Origin of the sequence: Thermomonas fusca DSM 15424 (genome assembly GCF_000423885.1) — a bacterium.
GTDB lineage: Bacteria > Pseudomonadota > Gammaproteobacteria > Xanthomonadales > Xanthomonadaceae > Thermomonas > Thermomonas fusca.
In genome coordinates this window covers 26817-44090 of record NZ_AUIV01000022.1, presented here as the reverse complement: position 1 = coordinate 44090, position 17274 = coordinate 26817, and the positions used below count along the sequence as shown (strand labels likewise).

Genomic DNA, 17274 nt, shown 5'->3' with positions numbered 1-17274 from the left:
CGATTCTACCCTGCGGCCTTTGGCTTGCCGCCCAGCAGGCCGAACAGCGCGACGCCGATCGCCCCGCCCACCACCGCGCAGTCGGCGATGTTGAACGCCGGCCAGTAGTGCTGGCCCACATGCCACTGGATGAAGTCGACCACGTGGCCATGCAGGAAGCGGTCGATCACGTTGCCGATCGCGCCGCCGATCACCAGCGACAGCGGCAGCGCCTGCTTCCAGTCGCCGCGCTGCGTCTTCGCCAGCATCCACGCCATCAGCCCGCTGATGGCGAACGCCAGCACCATGAAGAAGTACTTCTGCCAGCCGCCGGCGTCGGCAAGGAAGCTGAATGCCGCGCCGGTGTTGTAGGTGCGATACCAGTTCCAGAAGCCGTCGATCACCGGCACCGCGGTGTATTCCGGCAGCGACGCCAGCACCCAGGCCTTGGACCACTGGTCGAGGACGAGGACGATGACCGAAACGGCCAGCCATGGAAGCGCGTTGGGCTTGACCGACGCCATCAGAACCACTTCCTCTCTTCGCCCGGGCCGTCCACGTTCGCCACGCAGCGCCCGCACAGAAGCGGATGCGCGGCGTGCGCGCCGACGTCCTCGCGGTGGTGCCAGCAGCGCACGCACTTGGGCTTGGTGGTGGGCTGGGCGAACACGCCGATCACGCCCTTCGCCTCCGTGTCCGGCACCACCTTCACGTCGCCGCTGATCAGCAGGAAGCGCAGCTCGTCGGCCAGCGGCGACAGCCAGTTCTGGTCGGCCACGCTGCAGCGCAGTTCGATCTCGGCTTCCAGCGCGGCGCCGATCTGCCCGGCGGCGCGCATCGGCTCCAGCGCGCGGGTCACCTGCTCGCGCAGCTCCAGCAAGCCCTCGAAGTCCTTGGCGGACAGCGCGGCATCGTCCGGCAACGGCGCCAGGCCGTCGTACCAGGTGGTGAACAGCACGTTGCCGGGATGCCCGCCGGGCAGGTACGCCCACATTTCGTCGGCGGTGAAGCTGAGCACCGGCGCGATCCAGCGCACGAAGCCCTCGGCGATGCGGTACATCGCCGACTGCGCGCTGCGCCGGCCGCGCGAGTCCTTGCGCATGGTGTACAGGCGATCCTTGGTGACGTCCAGGTACAGCGAACCCAGGTCGACGCTGCAGAAATTCATCAGCGCCTGCACCACCGCGGCGAAATCGTAGTTCGCATAGGCCGCGGCGATCTCCTCCTGCACCTGCCAGGCCCGGTGCACGATCCAGCGGTCCAGCGCCACCATGTCGTCCGGCGCCAGCAGGTCGCGCGCCGGGTCGAAGCCGTGCAGGTTGCCCAGCAGGAAGCGCGCGGTATTGCGGATGCGGCGATAGGCGTCGGCGTTGCGCTTGAGGATCTCCTTCGACAGCGACATCTCGTTGCTGTAGTCGGCGCTGGCGATCCACAGGCGCAGGATGTCCGCGCCCAGCGTCTTCATGATTTCCTGCGGCTCGATGCCGTTGCCCAGCGACTTCGACATCTTGCGGCCGTGCTCGTCCACGGTGAAGCCGTGGGTCAGGCACTGCCTGTACGGCGCAGCGTTGTCGATGGCAACGCCGGTCAGCAGCGAGCTCTGGAACCAGCCGCGATGCTGGTCGGAGCCCTCGAGGTACAGATCGGCCGGCTTGCCCAGGCCGCGCTCCAGCAGCACGCCCTCGTGGGTGACGCCGGAATCGAACCAGACGTCGAGGATGTCGGTGATCCTGTCGTAGTCCTTCGCATCGCTGCCCAGCAGCTCCGCGGCGTCCAGCGAATACCAGGCGTCGACGCCGGCTTCTTCCACCCGCTCGGCCACCTGCCGCATCAGCTCGACGCTGCGCGGATGGATGTCGCCGGTCTCGCGATGCACGAACAGCGCGATCGGCACGCCCCAGGTGCGCTGGCGCGAAATCGTCCAGTCCGGGCGGCCCTCGACCATGCCGGCGATGCGCGCCTGGCCCCATTCGGGATACCACTTCACCGTTTCGATGGCCGCCAGCGCGTCGCGGCGCAGGTGGGCCTGCTCCATCGAGATGAACCACTGCGGGGTGGCGCGGAACGCGATCGGGGTCTTGTGCCGCCAGCAGTGCGGATAGCTGTGCTTGAGCGGCGCGAACGCCAGCAGCGCGCCATTGCCGCGCAGCACGTCGACGAGGGCGTCGTTGGCCTTCCACACGTGCAGCTGGGTCAGGTCGACATCGCCGGCCGGCGGCGTCGATGGCAGGTACACGCCGCGGCCGTCCACCGGGTTGAGCTGCGCCGCGGTGTACTTCTCGACCAGGCCGTATTTCTGGCCGACCACGAAGTCCTCCTGGCCATGGCCCGGCGCGGTGTGCACGGCGCCGGTGCCGTCTTCGGCGCTGACGTGGTCGCCCAGCAGCACCGGGATATCGCGCCCGGCGTAGAACGGATGCGCGAACAGCAGGCCCTCGAGCTTCTCGCCCTGGGCGCGACCGAGGATGCTCACCGCCTCCACGCCATAGCGCTGCAAGGCTTTTTCCGCCAGCGCTTCGGCCAGCACCAGCCAACGGCGCGTGCCGTCGCCCTTGGCCGGGCCTTCCACCAGCACGTAGTCCAGCTCCGGCCCCAGCGAGATCGCCAGCGAGGCCGGCAGCGTCCACGGGGTAGTGGTCCAGATCGGGATGGCCACCTCCACGCCTTCCGGCAACTCGCTGCTGAAGGCGCGGCTGACCTGCTGCGGGTTGCGCGCGGCATAGGCCACGTCCACCGCCGGCGAGGTCTTGTCCTGGTATTCGATCTCCGCCTCGGCCAACGCGCTGCCGCAGTCGAAGCACCAGTACACCGGCTTCACCCCGCGCAGCAGGTGGCCGTTGTCCACCACCTTGGCCAGCGCGCGGATTTCATCGGCCTCGAACTTGAAATCCAGCGTGCGATACGGCCGTTCCCAGTCGCCCAGCACGCCCAGGCGCTTGAAGTCGCGGCGCTGCACCTCGATCTGCTCGGTCGCGTATTCGCGGCACTTCTGGCGGAACGCGGCGGCGTCGAGCTTCACGCCGACCTTGCCGAACTTCTTCTCGATGGCGATCTCGATCGGCAGCCCGTGGCAGTCCCAACCGGGGATGTAGGGCGCGTCGAAGCCGGCCAGCGTCTTCGACTTGACGATGATGTCCTTGAGGATCTTGTTGACCGCATGGCCCAGGTGGATCGCGCCGTTGGCATACGGCGGGCCGTCGTGCAGCACGAACTGCGGACGGCCCTTGGCCGCCTCGCGGATCTGCGCGTACAGGCCTTCGGATTCCCAGCGCGCCAGCATCTCCGGTTCGCGCTTGGGCAGGTCGCCGCGCATCGGGAACGCGGTCTCCGGCAGCAGGATGGTGGCCTTGTAGGGGTTTTCTTGCTTGTCGGTCTTGTCGGTCACGGACGGCTTCTCGAACTGTAGGAGCGCCTTCAGGCGCGACAGGATGCAATGGGGAAAGCAGTCGCGCCCGCAGGCGCTCCCACGAGGATCGTGCGTGCCTGCTGGTCGTCGTGGTGCATCTGCGCCACCAGCGAAGGCAGGTCGGGGAATCTTTCTTCGTCGCGCAGGTGGGCGACGAATTCGACCTCGATCCGGCGCCCGTACAGGTCGCCCTCGAAGTCGAACAGATGCGCTTCCAGCAGCGGCTCCTGCCCGTCCACCGTAGGACGGGTGCCGAAGCTCGACACCGATGGCCACGGTCGCCCGCCGATCCCGTGCACCCAGGTGGCAAAGATCCCGCGCAGTGCCGGCGTCTTGCCGCCGTAGCGCAGGTTGGCGGTGGGATAGCCAAGGGTGCGCCCCAGCTGCTGGCCGCGTACCACCCGTCCGCCAATTGCATAGGGCCGGCCGAGCAGGCGCGCGGCGTGGGCGAAGTCGCCGCTGGCCAGTGCGGCGCGGATGGCGGTGCTGGAGACGCGCTCGCCGTCGACATGCACCGGCGCGATCTCGTGCGCAGTGAAGCCGCACGCCTCGCCCAACGCGCGCAGCAGCGCGATGTCGCCGGCGCGGCCGCGGCCGAAATGGAAACCGGGGCCGACCCAGACTTCACGCACCCCAAGTCGCGCCACCAGCACCTGGCGCACGAAGTCCTCCGCGGACATCGCCGCCAGCGTGGCGTTGAAGCGCAGCAGGCCGACGCCATCGCAGCCCAGCGCGCACAACCCTTCCAGCTTGGCCCGCGGCAGCATCAGCCGCGGCGGCGGCGCACCCCTGGCGAACAGTTCGCGCGGCAGCGGCTCGAACGACAGCGCCACCGCCGGCACGCCCAGCGCGCGCGCGCGCGCCACCGCGTGGCCGACCAGTGCGCGATGGCCCTGATGCAGGCCATCAAACGCACCGATGCAGACCACGCTTCCGTGGGGGCATAGCGCCCCGCCAGCGGCATCGCGGAACAGGAAGGTCATGATGATCCGCCAGTATAGCCGCGCCGCAGCAACGGTCAGTGGCGCAGGTCGCGCGGACGCAGGCCCAGCGCCAGCAGCACCAGCAGATAGCTGACCCCGCCGGCCGCGATCACCGCCAGCAGCAGCAGCGCGCGGTGCAGCAGGCTGTCTATCGCAGTCCAGTCACCGATCTGCCAGCGCAGTCCCAGCACCACCGCACTCATCACCGCGCAGGCCAAGCCCAGCTGCATCCAGAAACGCGCCCAGCCCGGCTGCGGCCGCATCAGCCCGGCGCGCTTGAGATAGCGCCACAGCAACCACGCATTGATGATCCCGGACAGGCCGGTGGCCAACGCGATACCGCCGTGCGCGCCCGGAACATCGTGCAGCCACAGTGGCAGAGTCAGCACGATAGTCAGCAGCACGTTGCAGACCACCGTCCAGATCGCCGCCCGCATCGGGGTCTTGCTGTCCTGACGCGCGTAGAACGCCGGTGACAGCACCTTGCTGAGCATGAACGCGGGAATGCCCAGGCTCATCGCGCTCAGGCTGATCGCCGCCATGCGGGTGTCGAAGGCGGTGAACTTGCCGCCCTGGTAGACCACCGCGGTCAGCGGCTCGGCCAGCAGCAGCAGGCCCAGCGCCGCCGGCACCCCGGCCAGCAGGGCCAGCCGCAGCCCCCAGTCCAGCGCGGCGCCGTAGCCGTCGGCATCGGTGGCGGCATGCCGGCGCGACAGGTGCGGCAGGATCACGGTACCGATGGCTACCCCGAACAGTCCCAGCGGCAGTTCGACCAGGCGGTCGGACAGGTACAGCCAGGTCTGGCTACCGGTGGCCAGCAGCGAGGCGAACACCGTGCCCACCAGCAGGTTGAGCTGGGCCACCGACGACGAAAACAAGGTCGGCAACATCAGTTTGGCCACCCGCCGCACATCCGGGTGCGAGAACCCGGGCTTGAGCCGCGGCCGCAGTCCCAGCTTGCCCAACGCAGGCCACAGCACCAGCAGTTGCAGCGCCCCCGCCGCCAGCACGCCCCAGGCCAGCGCCTTGACCGGCTCGGCGAACCGCGGCGCCAGCCACAGCATGGCCGCGATCATGGTCAGGTTGTGCAGCACAGGCGTGGCCGCCGGCAGGGCGAATTTGCCGAAGCTGTTGAGCACCGAGGCCACCAGCGCCATCATCGAAATGGCGACCAGGTAGGGGAAGGTGATCTGCAGCATCTGCGCGATCAGCGCCAGCTTCTCCTCGCCACCGGGCGTGCCCACCGCGCCGGGGGCGAACAGCTCGGCCAGCAGCGGCGCCGCCAGCATGCCGATGCCGGCGACCACGAACACCAGCGCGAACAGCGCGCCAGCCATGTGGTCGATGAAGTCCTTCAGCGCGGCCTTGTCGCCGCGCTCGCGCAGCTCGTTGAGCACCGGCACGAACGCCATCTGCATCGAACCTTCGGCGAAGATCCGCCGCAGGTAGTTGGGGATCCGGTAGGCGATGACGAAGGCATCCATCGCCACCGAGGTGCCGAACAGGCGCGACTGCAGGGCATCGCGCAAGAAGCCGGCGATCCGCGACAGCAGGGTCATCGCGCTGAATACCGCGCTGGAACGCAACAGCCCGCTCATGCTTTCGCCGTCCCCGGCTGTCCCCGAAAATCCGACATATTGACCCAAGCCATTGAATCCTCCATAATTTCCAGTCTTCCGTATTCCTTCGTCCGTGGGCAAGCCTGCCAGCGGGCGGTTTTTACAGCCCCACCCTCAGACTTTCCAGGATTCTCACTCGTGGCCAACATCAAGTCCGCCAAAAAGCGCGCCAAGCAGACCGTCGTGCGCAATGCCCGCAACGTCGCCCAGCGCTCGCAGCTTCGCACCGCCGTCAAGAAGGTGATCAAGGCGCTCGACGCCAATGACGCCGCCGGCGCCACCGAAGCCTTCGCCACCGCCCAGCCGCTGCTGGATCGTTTCGCCGCCCGCGGCCTGATCCACAAGAACAAGGCCGCCCGCCACAAGGCCCGCCTGACCGCGCGCATCAAGGCGCTCAAGGCCGCCTGAACCACGGCGCCGGGATTCGGCAAAAAGCCCCGCTTCGGCGGGGCTTTTTGTTTGCGTCGGGCGGACCCGGTGGCTGCCGGCGCAGGCACGCCAAACGGCTGCCCCGCGACGAGGCCGGACGCCCTGCCCGGCCGCCCGGCGTCCCGCCTCAGGCATCGCCCTGTTCCTTGGCCTCGAGTTCCGCCTCGCGCAGGCGGTCGAAAAAGGTCTGCACGGCCAGCATGATCGGCCAGGTGCCATCGCGACCCAGCGCCGAGACCAGGTACCACGGCCCGGTCCAGCCCAGCTCGGCGACGATCTTCTCCGCGGCTTCGCGGGCTTCGTCCTCGAACATCAGGTCGGCCTTGTTCAGCACCAGCCAGCGCGGCTTCTCCAGCATCGCCGGGTCGTACTTGCGCAGCTCGTGCTCGATCGCGCGCACCTGCTCGACCGGCGACACCGCGCTGCCTTCGTAATCCATCGGCGCGATGTCGACCAGGTGCAGCAGCAGGCGGGTGCGCTGGACGTGGCGCAGGAACAGGCTGCCGAGGCCCGCGCCGTCGGCGGCGCCCTCGATCAGGCCGGGGATGTCGGCGATCACGAAGCTGCGGCCGGTTTCCACGCTGACCACGCCGAGGTTGGGATACAGCGTGGTGAACGGATAGTCGGCCACCTTCGGGGTGGCCGCCGACACCGCGCGGATGAAGGTGGACTTGCCGGCGTTGGGGAAGCCCAGCAGGCCGACATCCGCCAGCAGCTTCAGCTCCAGCCGCAGCGCCCGGCTCTCGCCCTCGCCGCCCGGCGTCGCCTTGCGCGGCGAGCGGTTGACCGAGCTCTTGAAATGCATGTTGCCGAGCCCGCCGTGGCCACCCTTGGCCACCAGCAGGCGCTGGCCGTGCTCGGTGAGGTCGCCGATCACCTCGTCGGTATCGACGTTGTGGATCACGGTGCCGATCGGCACGGTGATGACGGTGTCCTCGCCGGCCTTGCCATAGCGCTGGCTGCCCATGCCGTTCTCGCCGCGCTGGGCCTTGAACCTGGTCTGGTGGCGGAAGTCCACCAGCGTGTTGAGGTTCTCGTCCGCCTGCAGCCAGACGTCGCCACCGGCGCCGCCGTCGCCACCGTCCGGCCCGCCCAGCGGGATGAACTTCTCGCGGCGGAAGCCGATGCAGCCATTGCCGCCATTGCCGGCAGTGACGGTGATTTCAGCTTCGTCGACGAGTTTCATGGGCGTGATTGTGCAGTGTTGGGGTGGAGTTTGGCGCGCCGGCCAGCATGCGCGGGCGCCGCAGCCGGGAACACAAACGAAAAACCCCGCCGAGGCGGGGCCCTTCGCATCGCATCGTCGCCTGCGCTTACTGCGCGGCGACGATGTTGACGGTGCGGCGCTGCTTCGGGCCCTTGGTGGTGAATTCCACCTTGCCATCGATCAGCGCGAACAGGGTGTGGTCGCGGCCGAGGCCGACGCCGGTGCCCGGATGGAACTGGGTGCCGCGCTGGCGAACGATGATGTTGCCCGCTTCGATGGCTTGGCCACCGTAGATCTTGACGCCCAGGTACTTCGGGTTGGAATCGCGGCCGTTACGGGTACTGCCGCCTGCCTTTTTGTGTGCCATTGCTTAGTTCTCCAGGCTGACGATCAGGCGTTGATGCCGGTGATCTGGATTTCGGTGTAGTGCTGACGGTGACCCATCTGCTTGCGGTGGTGCTTGCGACGACGGAACTTGACGATCCGTACCTTGTCGGCGCGGCCGTGGCCGACAACCGTCGCGGTGATGGAAGCGCCCTTCAGCGCGTCGCCCAGCTTGATGCCGTCGGCATCGCCCAACATCAGGATGTTGTCCAGCTTGATCTCGCTGCCGGCTTCGGCTTCGAGCAGTTCGACGCGGAGCGTTTCGCCCTGCATCACGCGGTATTGCTTACCGCCGGTGACAAGTACTGCGTACATGTTGGTATCTCTCGGTTCTGTAGTTCTTCTGGGTGCCCTGAGCAGGGCCTGCCGCCATCGAGGGCGGACAGGAGCGGAATTGTAGGGGATTCAGCGGCTTAGGGTCAACTCGCCCGGCGCCCGCGGCTGAAAGGAACTTCGCGCGGCGATCCGCGTCCGAGGCGCTGCCGCGGATTCGGAACCCCAAGGGAGTGGGATGCATAGCAACGGACCTGCCCGGGCCTGGCCCATCGACGTGCCTGCGAAAGGCGGCGCGTGGCTGCTGGTCGCCCTGCTCCACCTGCTGGCCGCCTGGACACTGACCCGGCCCAAGGCGGATGCCGGCACCGCCGGCCCGCCGATGACGCTGGTGTACATCACCCTGCCGCGGCGGCTGCCGCCACCTGCAGCGGCACGCACGCCACCAGCCAGGACTGGTGGCAGGAGCAGCACGCGCCCACTGGCCAGCACCGGCCCCCGTGCGACGGACCCGGCCGGCACCAACGTTGACCCTGCCGCGGTGCCGACGGTGTCCAGCGACGACTGGTCGATGCCGGCAGCGCAGCGGCGCGACGACGGCATCCGTTTCGAGCGCAAGAGCCCGATGACCAGCATCAATCCGATCCGTCGGCCCCCGCCCGAGCGGTTCCGCATGCGCCAGCGGGAGGCGAGCCTGGGCGATTACGTGCGCGCCCTGTCGCAGATGCTGCTGTGGCCGGCGGGCTATACCGACGACCCCTGCGACGGGCTTGCGGAAGCCGCGGAGGAACTGCGCCGGGACGCCTCCACGAAGGGGAAACAGGCGCTGCTGGAAGATGTGGTGCGGCAGCAGGGGCAGTACTGCAGCCCCTGAACGGTTGGCTTGCCGCGCGCTGGAGATGCCGGCATTTGCCCCCAAATCAGCGGCTCGCTACGCTTCCTGATTGGCCGACGGCATGCCGCCGGCCGTCCCCCACCGCAGGATCCCACCGATGGCCCTGGACTACATCCGCATCCGCGGCGCACGGACGCACAACCTCAAGAACATCGACCTCGACCTGCCGCGCGACAAGTTGATCGTGATCACCGGCCTGTCCGGTTCCGGCAAGTCGTCGCTGGCCTTCGACACCATCTACGCCGAGGGCCAGCGCCGCTACGTCGAGTCGCTGTCGGCCTATGCGCGGCAGTTCCTCAGCGTGATGGACAAGCCCGACATCGACCATATCGAAGGGCTGTCGCCGGCGATTTCCATCGAGCAGAAATCGACCAGCCACAACCCGCGCTCGACGGTCGGCACGATCACCGAAATCCACGACTACATGCGCCTGCTGTACGCGCGCGTGGGCAGCCCGCGCTGCCCCGACCACCACTTCCCGCTGGAGGCGCAGACGGTCAGCCAGATGGTCGACCAGGTGCTGGAGATGGAGGCCGACCCGGCGTTGGCCGAGCAGCGCTGGATGCTGCTGGCGCCGGTAGTGCGCGAACGCAAGGGCGAGCACCTGCAGGTGATCGATCAGCTGCGCGCGCAGGGCTACGTGCGGGTGCGGGTGGACGGCGTGCTGCACGAAATCGACGCGGTGCCGCCGCTGGCGCTCCGCGTCAAGCACACCATCGAGGCGGTGATCGACCGCTTCAAGCCGCGCGCGGACATCCGCCAGCGGCTGGCCGAGTCGTTCGAAACCGCGCTGAAGCTGGGCGATGGCATGGCGATCGTGCAGTCGATGGATGCCGCGCAGGACGCGGCCGACCCGCTGCTGTTCTCCTCGCGCTATTCCTGCCCGGTCTGCGACTACTCGCTGCCGGAACTGGAACCGCGGCTGTTCTCGTTCAACTCGCCCACCGGCGCCTGCCCGGGCTGCGACGGGCTGGGCGTGGCGCAGTTCTTCGATCCGGCCAAGGTGGTGGCGCATCCCGAGCTGTCGCTGGCGGCCGGCGCGATGCGCGGCTGGGACCGGCGCAACAGCTATTACTTTTCCATGATCGCCTCGCTGGCCAAGCACTACGGCTTCAAGGTCGACGTGCCCTGGCAGCAGCTGCCCGAGCACATCCGCGAGATCGTCCTGCGCGGCAGCGGCGGCGAGGTCATCAACCTCAGCTACGTCGGCGAGAACGGCAACAAGTATCAGCGCAGGCACGCCTTCGAAGGCATCCTGCCCAACCTCGAGCGGCGCTACCGCGAAACCGAAAGTGCGGCGGTACGCGAGGAGCTGGCCAAGTACATCAGCGAGCATTCCTGCCCCGAATGCGGCGGCGCGCGGCTGAACCGTCAGGCCCGCAACGTGTTCGTGGCCGACCGTCCGCTGCCCGAAATCGCGGTGCTGCCGATCGACGCCTGCCTGGCCTTCTTCGACACCCTGACCCTCCCCGGCTGGCGCGGCGAGATCGCCGCCAAGATCGTCAAGGAGATCCGCGAGCGGCTCGGCTTCCTGGTCGACGTCGGCCTTGATTACCTGACCCTGGAGCGCAAGGCCGATTCGCTGTCCGGCGGCGAGGCACAGCGCATCCGCCTGGCCAGCCAGATCGGCGCCGGTCTTGTCGGCGTGATGTACGTGCTGGACGAGCCCTCCATCGGCCTGCACCAGCGCGACAACGAGCGCCTGCTCGGCACCCTGACCCGCCTGCGCGACCTTGGCAACACCGTGCTGGTGGTGGAGCACGACGAGGACGCGATCCGGCTGGCCGACTACATCGTCGACATCGGCCCCGGCGCCGGCGTGCACGGCGGCGAAGTGGTGGCGCAGGGCCAGCTGGCCGACGTGCTTAAGGCGCCGCGCTCGCTGACCGGGCAGTACCTGTCCGGCAAGCGCAGGATCGAGGTGCCGGCGCACCGCAACCCGCCCAACCGCAAGCTGCTGCTGAAGCTGAAGGGCGCCAGCGGCAACAACCTGAAGAACGTGGACCTGGAGATCCCGTCCGGGCTGCTGACCTGCGTGACCGGCGTGTCCGGTTCCGGCAAGTCCACCCTGATCAACGACACCCTGTACGCGCTGGCCGCCAACGAGATCAACGGCGCTTCGCACACCCCGGCGGCGCACAAGGACGTGATCGGGCTGGACCTGTTCGACAAGGTGGTGGACATCGACCAGTCGCCGATCGGCCGCACCCCGCGTTCCAACCCGGCCACCTATACCGGCCTGTTCACGCCGCTGCGCGAGCTGTTCGCGCAGGTGCCGGAGGCGCGCGCGCGCGGCTATTCGCCGGGCCGCTTCAGTTTCAACGTGCGCGGCGGGCGCTGCGAGGCATGCCAGGGCGACGGCCTGATCAAGGTCGAGATGCACTTCCTGCCGGACGTGTACGTGCCCTGCGACGTCTGCCAGGGCAAGCGCTACAACCGCGAGACGCTGGAGATCCGCTACAAGGGCTTCAGCATCCACGACGTGCTGGAGATGACCGTGGAAGCCGCGCTGGAGCTGTTCCAGCCGGTGCCCAGCATCGCCCGCAAGCTGGAGACGCTGGTGGACGTGGGGCTTTCCTACATCAAGCTGGGCCAGAGCGCGACCACGCTGTCGGGCGGCGAGGCGCAGCGCGTGAAGCTGTCGAAGGAGCTGTCGCGGCGCGACACCGGCCGCACCCTGTACATCCTCGACGAGCCCACCACCGGCCTGCACTTCCACGACATCGAGGCGCTGCTGGCGGTGCTGCACAAGCTGCGCGACGACGGCAACACGGTGGTGGTGATCGAGCACAACCTCGACGTGATCAAGACCGCCGACTGGGTGGTGGACCTGGGCCCGGAAGGCGGCCATCGCGGCGGCCAGATCATCGCCGTGGGCACGCCCGAGGAAGTGGCGGCGAACCCGGCCTCGCATACCGGCCGCTTCCTTGCGCCATTGCTCGAAAAACATCCGGCAAGCTCCGCTGCCGCCCCGCGCAAGAGCAAGAAAAAGGCAGACGCATGACCGACCGCCCCGTGTTCCGCATGTCCATCCCGCTGCGCTGGAGCGACCTGGACGCGTTCAACCACGTCAACAACGCGCGCTATCTGACCTTCCTGGAGCAGGCGCGCATCGAATGGTTCGAATCCATCGGCGAGCCGTGGGTGACCGAAGACGCCGCGCCCGTGGTCGCTTCGGCCACGCTCAACTTCAAGCGTCCGATCGAATACCCGACGGAAGTTTCCGTGGAACTGTTCACCGAGAAGCTGGGCAACAGCAGCGTGGTGATCGGTCATCGCATCGTCGCCGCTGACGGCACCCTGCACTGCGACGGCAACGTGGTGGCGGTCTGGGTGGGTCGCCGCGACGGCCGGCCGACGCCGCTGCCGGATTGCGTGCGGCGCGCTTCGGAGCGGCTGCTGGCCGCGCCCGCCGCCTGATTCCGCATCGCCGACGCGCACGCCTATGATGGCCGCACGTCGCCCAGGAGCCCGCCCATGTCGCTGATCGAAACCACCGTCCACGGCCAAGTCCACGAGCTGCGGCTGGCGCGGCCGCCGGTCAACGCGTTGAATCCCGAGCTGTGCGCCGACCTGGTGCAGGCGCTGCACGAAGCGCCGGCGCGCGGCGCCCGCGGGATCGTGCTGGTGGGCGGGCCGAAGGTGTTTTCGGCAGGCCTGGACGTGCCCTATCTGCTGTCGCTGGGCGAAGATCAGGACGCGCTGCTGCGGGCGTGGACGGTGTTCTTCTCCGCCGCCCGCGCGCTGGCGGAATGCCCCGTGCCGGTGGTTGCGGCGATGGCCGGCCACGCGCCGGCCGGCGGCTGCGTGCTGGCGCTGTGCTGCGACTACCGCATCCTCGCCGACGGCCCCTATCGGATCGGCCTGAACGAAACCCAGGTGGGCCTGGTCGCGCCGGAAGGCATCCAGGCGCTGCTGGCGCGCGTGGTCGGCCCGCATCGCGGCGAACGCCTGCTGGTGGCCGGGGCGATGCCGGACGCCCAGCAGGCCCTGCAGATCGGGCTGGTGGACGAGCTGGTGCACATCGACGACGTCGCCACCCGCGCACGGGTCTGGCTGGAGGAGCTGCTGCAGCTGCCGCACATGCCGATGCTGGAAACCCGCGCCATTGCCCGCCGCGACGTCATCGCCGCGCTGGCCGACGAACGCATCGACCTGCCGCGCTTCGTCGCCCAGTGGTCGCACCCGGACACGCAGGCCGCGCTGCGCGCGATGCTGGCGCGGATCGGGAAGTAAGCGCCTACAGCAGCTCCAGCACCGTCTCCGGCGGCCGGCACAGGCGCACGCCCTTGGGCGTGAACACGAACGGACGTTCGATGAGGACCGGGGCGGCCACCATCGCTTCCAGCAGCACGTCGTCCGGCAGCGCCGGATCGGCCAGGCCGCGAGCGGCGTACTCGGCCTCCTTGCTGCGGATCGCCTGCCGCACGCTGAGCCCGGCATCGGCAATGGCCTGATGCAGCCGCGCCTTGGTGGGCGGGTTGGCCACGTAGTCCACGACCACCGGTTCGATGCCGGCCTCGCGCAGGATCTCCAGCGCGCCGCGGGATTTGCTGCAGCTGGGGCGATGCCAGATTTCCACCTTGCTTGCCGCCATGTTCATGCCCCGGTTGCCACCGGCCGCCGCTGGTCGGCCAGCCACCCGCTCCAGGAACCGGTGAACAGCTTGGCGCCACGCAGCCCGGCGCGCTCCATCGCCAGCAGGTTGTGGCAGGCGGTGACGCCGGAGCCGCACATCGCCACGACCTCGGAAGGGTCGCGCCCGGCCAGCAGCGCGCGGTATTCGTCGGCCAGCTGCATCGGCGATTTGAAGCGGCCGTCGGCCATGTTGTTCGCGTAGGGCCGGTTGACCGCACCCGGTACGTGCCCGGCGACCTTGTCCAGCGGCTCTTCCTCGCCGCGGAAGCGCGCCGCCGCGCGCGCATCGACCAGCATCCCGCCAGCGGCAAGATGGGCTTCGACGGCGTCTGCATCGAGCAGGCGCGAGGCGTCGAAGCTGGCGACGTAGCGCTGGCTGGCAGGGTCACGCGGCAGCGACGAGACGGGCAGGCCCAGCGACGTCCAGCGCGTCCAGCCGCCGTCCAGCACCGCCACCTTTTCGTGGCCGAGCGTGCGCAGCAGGAACCACAGCCGCGCGGCGTAGGCACCGTCGGCATCGTCGTACGCCACTACCTGCGAACTGGGCGCGATGCCCCAGCGGGTCAGCTTGGCGCAGAAGGTTTCGGCATCGGGCCAGGGATGGCGCCCCTCGCCCTTGCGGGACATGTCGGAGAGGTCGCGCTCCAGGTGCGCGTATGCGGCGCCGGGGATGTGCGAACGCCGCCAGGACTGTTCGCCCAGGTTCGGATCGATCAGGGAAAAACGACAGTCGACGATCACCAGGTCGGGACGCTCCAGCGCCACCGACAGGATGTCCGCCTGCACCACGGTAGTCCATCCGGCCATCACACCCTCCATTGGTTCGAGCCAGCCAGCCGTTCGCGCAGGTTGTACAGGATCGAGGCGGTCGCGCCCCAGATCCGCTGCGGCTGGTAGCGGTATTGGAACACGTGGCGGGCGCGCCCGCCGAACTCCAGCTCGATGGTGTCCAGCTGCGCCGGGTCCATCAGCAGTTCCAGCGGCACTTCGAACACTTCGGCCACCTCCCCCGGTTCCGGCACCGGCTGGAAGCCGGGATCCACCAGCACCACCGTCGGCAGCACGCGGAAGCCGGTGATGGTGAGCAGCGGATCGAGGTAGCCCAGCATCCGCGCCTGCGCGGCCTGCAGGCCCACTTCCTCGCGCGCTTCGCGCAGCGCCGCGGCGGCCGGGCTGGGGTCATCAGGCTCGATGCGGCCACCGGGGAAACTGACCTGGCCGCCGTGGTGGCGCAGGCCGTCGGTGCGGCGGGTCAGCAGCACCCCTGCGCCGGCCGCCCGCGGGATCACCCCCACCAGCACCGCCGCCGGATGCGGCGCCAGCGGCTGCACCAGGCCGGCCAGGTCGGACAGGTTCCACGGCGCCACCGCGGGTGGCGCATCCAGCGGATGCAGCGCACCGCGCAGCCAGTCGGCCAGCGCCGCGGCGTCCATCAGGGGTCCTCCGCCGCTGCCGGGCGCGCCGGCAGGATCACGTCCATCAGGTGCAGGCGGGCGGCATCGTCCAGCGTGGTCCACGCGGCGATTTCATTGCCGGTACGGCGGCACCCGCGGCACAGCCCGGCTTCGTCCAGCGTGCAGACACCAGTGCAGGGACTGAGCACGGCGCGGAACAGGTCACTCATGCCGCATATGTTAGCGCCGCAAACGCGATGCGCCGGCACATGGCCGGCGCATCGGGACTTGCCGCGGTGGCGCGCCGGGGCGCGGCCAACCGGTTTACTTGACCGCGCCCAGCTCGATCTGCATGGCCACGGCCTGCTGCGCGAACTGCTGGTTCTGGTTGCCGCCCAGGCCCTTGCCCGGCGGGATGACCACTTCCCACACCGCGCCCTGCTGCATCAGCGGCAGGGTTTCCTTCAGCGCCGGGATCGGCGCATCAGCCACCTTGAACGCCGGCGGGGTCTGCACGCCGCTGAGCGGCACGCCCACGGCGGCCAGGAAGCTGCGGAAGGCGATCTGCACTTCGCTGGTGGCGGTGGCCTTGGCGCCGGTGCCGGCCTTGGCGATCCGGTACATGATGCCGCTGGGCAGGGTGATCACGCCCTGTTCGGCCTTGAACTTGGTGACGAACGCGGCGGACTGCGCCTGGTTGTCGGCCAGCGCCTTGCGGAAGGCTTCCTGCGCCTTCAGCTCCATGCGCTGCTGGAAGCCGGAATAGGCGGCGCCCAGCTGCTGTTCGGTGTAGGCCGGCTGCTTCTTGGCGAAGGCATCCTGCACGCCACGCACCACGGTGGCGATGTCGACCGGCTCGCCGGTGTTGACCAGTTCCTGGCCGAGCTGCCAGCCGAAGGCGTAGCTGGCGTGGGTCTTGTCGACCACCGGCGCGGCGGCGGGCGCAGCAGTGGCGGGCTTGGCGGGGGCCGCGGCCGGCTTGGTCTGCGCCGAGGCGATGCCGGCGGTCAGGGTCAGGGCCGCCGCACTGGCAGCAATCGCACGCAACTTCATCCACAACCTCGTATGTCGAATGAGGCCGCCAACGCGGCCCGCAGGAATCCGGCGCAGGCCGGAAGGATTCGTCGACGCCGGGCGGAACGCCCCGGCGCGACACGTTAGGATACTGGCCCCGGCACTTGACGGCTACCGGCACACCTCTGCGACCCGGGCCGGCCCTCGAAGTTCCCTCCCGGCACACGAAAATCCGACTGGATCCCCGCATGACCAACAATCTGCTGCAGATCGACACCGCCGATGGCGTGCGCACCATCCGCATCAACCGCCCGGACAAGCTGAACGCGCTGAACGCCGCCACAATCGACGCCCTTGATGCGGCCTTTGCCGGGGCCGCCACCGACGACGCAGTGCGAGTGGTGGTGCTGACCGGCGCCGGCCCCAAGGCGTTCGTGGCGGGCGCCGACATCGCCGAGATGAATGCGCTCACGCCGGTGCAGGGCCGCGACTTCTCGCTGCGCGGCACGCGGATGATGCGGCGGGTGGAAAAGCTGAACAAACCGGTCATCGCGATGATCAACGGCTTCGCCCTGGGCGGCGGGCTGGAGCTGGCGATGTGCTGCCACCTGCGCGTGGCCGCCGATACCGCCAAGGTGGGCCAGCCGGAAATCAATCTCGGCCTGATTCCCGGCTTCGGCGGCAGCCAGCGCCTGCTGCGCCTGTGCGGTCGCGCGGCAACGCTGGAACTGTGCCTGACCGGCGCCCCGGTCAACGCCGAGCGCGCGCTGCAGCTGGGCATCGTCAATCGCGTGGTGCCGGCCGCGGAGCTGGAGGCGGAAACCATGAAGCTGGCCGCGCAGCTGGCCAACGCCGCGCCGCTGGCGCTGCGCGGGATGCTGGACTGCGTGAACATCGGCGGCGAATGCGGCATCGAGGAAGGGCTGGAATACGAGTCGGCGCAGTTCGGCCTGATGTTCGCCACCGAGGACATGCGCGAAGGCACCTCCGCGTTCCTCGAAAAGCGCAAGCCGGCGTTCGCCGGGAAATGAAGCCGCTCACTCCCGCCTTCGC

Annotated in this window: 16 protein-coding genes and 1 pseudogene; 6 read left to right on the top strand and 11 right to left on the bottom strand. The window is 69.0% G+C overall.

All coding sequences use genetic code 11. From position 1 onward, the window contains the following. Nucleotides 1-5: 5 nt before the first annotated feature. The 4 genes from lspA to murJ form a co-directional block, all read right to left on the bottom strand. Nucleotides 6-503: a signal peptidase II gene (gene lspA, locus G582_RS0110140; protein ID WP_038053717.1), complete on the bottom strand. Its 498-nt coding sequence runs from the start codon at nt 501-503 to the stop codon at nt 6-8. Continuing rightward, entirely contained in the window at nt 503-3292 is a 2790-nt protein-coding gene (gene ileS, locus G582_RS0110135) for an isoleucine--tRNA ligase (RefSeq protein WP_051247123.1), read from the bottom strand. Before ileS ends, lspA begins: the two co-directional genes overlap by 1 nt. A 101-nt stretch (nt 3293-3393) precedes the next feature. Beyond that, a complete protein-coding gene (locus G582_RS0110130) occupies nt 3394-4368 on the bottom strand; it encodes a bifunctional riboflavin kinase/FAD synthetase (RefSeq protein WP_083961145.1) in 975 nt (324 codons plus the stop codon). A gap of 35 nt (nt 4369-4403) precedes the next feature. After that, a complete protein-coding gene (gene murJ / locus G582_RS0110125; RefSeq protein ID WP_038053710.1) occupies nt 4404-5966 on the bottom strand; it encodes a murein biosynthesis integral membrane protein MurJ in 1563 nt (520 codons plus the stop codon). 159 nt (nt 5967-6125) lie between these two features. Between murJ and rpsT the strand changes: the two genes are divergently transcribed. Then, nucleotides 6126-6395 (top strand): 30S ribosomal protein S20, encoded by a 270-nt coding sequence (gene rpsT, locus G582_RS0110120; protein WP_028839737.1) that lies wholly within the window; start codon nt 6126-6128, stop codon nt 6393-6395. 148 nt (nt 6396-6543) lie between these two features. Here the strand turns inward: rpsT and obgE are convergent, their stop codons facing one another. From obgE to rplU, 3 genes are all read right to left on the bottom strand, one after another. Next, entirely contained in the window at nt 6544-7602 is a 1059-nt protein-coding gene (gene obgE / locus G582_RS0110115; protein WP_028839736.1) for a GTPase ObgE, read from the bottom strand. A gap of 127 nt (nt 7603-7729) precedes the next feature. After that, nucleotides 7730-7990 (bottom strand): 50S ribosomal protein L27, encoded by a 261-nt coding sequence (gene rpmA / locus G582_RS0110110; protein WP_028839735.1) that lies wholly within the window; start codon nt 7988-7990, stop codon nt 7730-7732. A 23-nt stretch (nt 7991-8013) separates the two neighbouring features. Further along, on the bottom strand, nt 8014-8322 hold the full coding sequence (gene rplU, locus G582_RS0110105) for a 50S ribosomal protein L21 (RefSeq protein WP_028839734.1): 309 nt from the start codon (nt 8320-8322) through the stop codon (nt 8014-8016). Between the two features lie 235 nt (nt 8323-8557). Between rplU and G582_RS0110100 the strand changes: the two genes are divergently transcribed. The 4 genes from G582_RS0110100 (at nt 8558) to G582_RS0110085 (ending at nt 13411) form a co-directional block, all read left to right on the top strand. Beyond that, a complete protein-coding gene (locus tag G582_RS0110100; protein WP_156880423.1) occupies nt 8558-9154 on the top strand; it encodes a hypothetical protein in 597 nt (198 codons plus the stop codon). Nucleotides 9155-9272: 118 nt separating this feature from the next. After that, nucleotides 9273-12179: an excinuclease ABC subunit UvrA gene (uvrA, locus tag G582_RS18200; RefSeq protein WP_083961143.1), complete on the top strand. Its 2907-nt coding sequence runs from the start codon at nt 9273-9275 to the stop codon at nt 12177-12179. Further along, nucleotides 12176-12595, top strand: coding sequence for an acyl-CoA thioesterase (locus tag G582_RS18195; protein WP_038053707.1), 420 nt, complete (start codon nt 12176-12178; stop codon nt 12593-12595). Before uvrA ends, G582_RS18195 begins: the two co-directional genes overlap by 4 nt. A 57-nt stretch (nt 12596-12652) precedes the next feature. After that, the gene (locus tag G582_RS0110085; RefSeq protein WP_028839732.1) at nt 12653-13411 is read left to right on the top strand and encodes an enoyl-CoA hydratase/isomerase family protein; all 759 of its coding nucleotides are present in this window, start codon (nt 12653-12655) and stop codon (nt 13409-13411) included. Nucleotides 13412-13415: 4 nt separating this feature from the next. Here G582_RS0110085 and arsC read toward each other — a convergent pair whose 3' ends face one another. The 4 genes and pseudogenes from arsC to G582_RS16225 all read right to left on the bottom strand — a co-directional run bounded on the left by arsC (nt 13416) and on the right by G582_RS16225 (nt 16260). Further along, nucleotides 13416-13772, bottom strand: coding sequence for an arsenate reductase (glutaredoxin) (gene arsC / locus G582_RS0110080; protein ID WP_038053703.1), 357 nt, complete (start codon nt 13770-13772; stop codon nt 13416-13418). A 2-nt stretch (nt 13773-13774) separates the two neighbouring features. Beyond that, entirely contained in the window at nt 13775-14632 is an 858-nt protein-coding gene (locus G582_RS0110075) for a sulfurtransferase (protein ID WP_028839730.1), read from the bottom strand. Beyond that, a pseudogene (locus tag G582_RS16235) lies at nt 14620-15437 on the bottom strand (CoA pyrophosphatase). The gene G582_RS0110075 and the pseudogene G582_RS16235 overlap by 13 nt, the downstream one beginning before the upstream one ends. Nucleotides 15438-15531: 94 nt before the next feature. Then, on the bottom strand, nt 15532-16260 hold the full coding sequence (locus tag G582_RS16225; RefSeq protein WP_038053697.1) for an FKBP-type peptidyl-prolyl cis-trans isomerase N-terminal domain-containing protein: 729 nt from the start codon (nt 16258-16260) through the stop codon (nt 15532-15534). Between the two features lie 209 nt (nt 16261-16469). Here G582_RS16225 and G582_RS0110055 point away from each other — a divergent pair, with 209 nt between their 5' ends. Further along, nucleotides 16470-17252 carry an enoyl-CoA hydratase/isomerase family protein gene (locus G582_RS0110055; RefSeq protein WP_028839729.1) on the top strand — a complete coding sequence of 261 codons (783 nt, stop codon included), beginning with the start codon at nt 16470-16472 and terminating at the stop codon, nt 17250-17252. Nucleotides 17253-17274: the final 22 nt, after the last annotated feature.

Bases quoted from the DNA above. Each gene is read 5' to 3' on its own strand.
- rplU (WP_028839734.1), bottom strand. From the start codon at position 8,322: ATGTACGCAGTACTTGTCACCGGCGGTAAGCAATACCGCGTGATGCAG.
- G582_RS0110075 (WP_028839730.1), bottom strand. From the start codon at position 14,632: ATGGAGGGTGTGATGGCCGGATGGACTACCGTGGTGCAGGCGGACATC.
- G582_RS0110055 (WP_028839729.1), top strand. From the start codon at position 16,470: ATGACCAACAATCTGCTGCAGATCGACACCGCCGATGGCGTGCGCACC.
- ileS (WP_051247123.1), bottom strand. From the start codon at position 3,292: ATGCGCGGCGACCTGCCCAAGCGCGAACCGGAGATGCTGGCGCGCTGG.
- G582_RS0110085 (WP_028839732.1), top strand. From the start codon at position 12,653: ATGTCGCTGATCGAAACCACCGTCCACGGCCAAGTCCACGAGCTGCGG.
- rpmA (WP_028839735.1), bottom strand. From the start codon at position 7,990: ATGGCACACAAAAAGGCAGGCGGCAGTACCCGTAACGGCCGCGATTCC.
- G582_RS0110130 (WP_083961145.1), bottom strand. From the start codon at position 4,368: ATGACCTTCCTGTTCCGCGATGCCGCTGGCGGGGCGCTATGCCCCCAC.
- G582_RS16225 (WP_038053697.1), bottom strand. From the start codon at position 16,260: ATGAAGTTGCGTGCGATTGCTGCCAGTGCGGCGGCCCTGACCCTGACC.
- obgE (WP_028839736.1), bottom strand. From the start codon at position 7,602: ATGAAACTCGTCGACGAAGCTGAAATCACCGTCACTGCCGGCAATGGC.
- murJ (WP_038053710.1), bottom strand. From the start codon at position 5,966: ATGAGCGGGCTGTTGCGTTCCAGCGCGGTATTCAGCGCGATGACCCTG.
- uvrA (WP_083961143.1), top strand. From the start codon at position 9,273: ATGGCCCTGGACTACATCCGCATCCGCGGCGCACGGACGCACAACCTC.
- lspA (WP_038053717.1), bottom strand. From the start codon at position 503: ATGGCGTCGGTCAAGCCCAACGCGCTTCCATGGCTGGCCGTTTCGGTC.
- G582_RS18195 (WP_038053707.1), top strand. From the start codon at position 12,176: ATGACCGACCGCCCCGTGTTCCGCATGTCCATCCCGCTGCGCTGGAGC.
- arsC (WP_038053703.1), bottom strand. From the start codon at position 13,772: ATGGCGGCAAGCAAGGTGGAAATCTGGCATCGCCCCAGCTGCAGCAAA.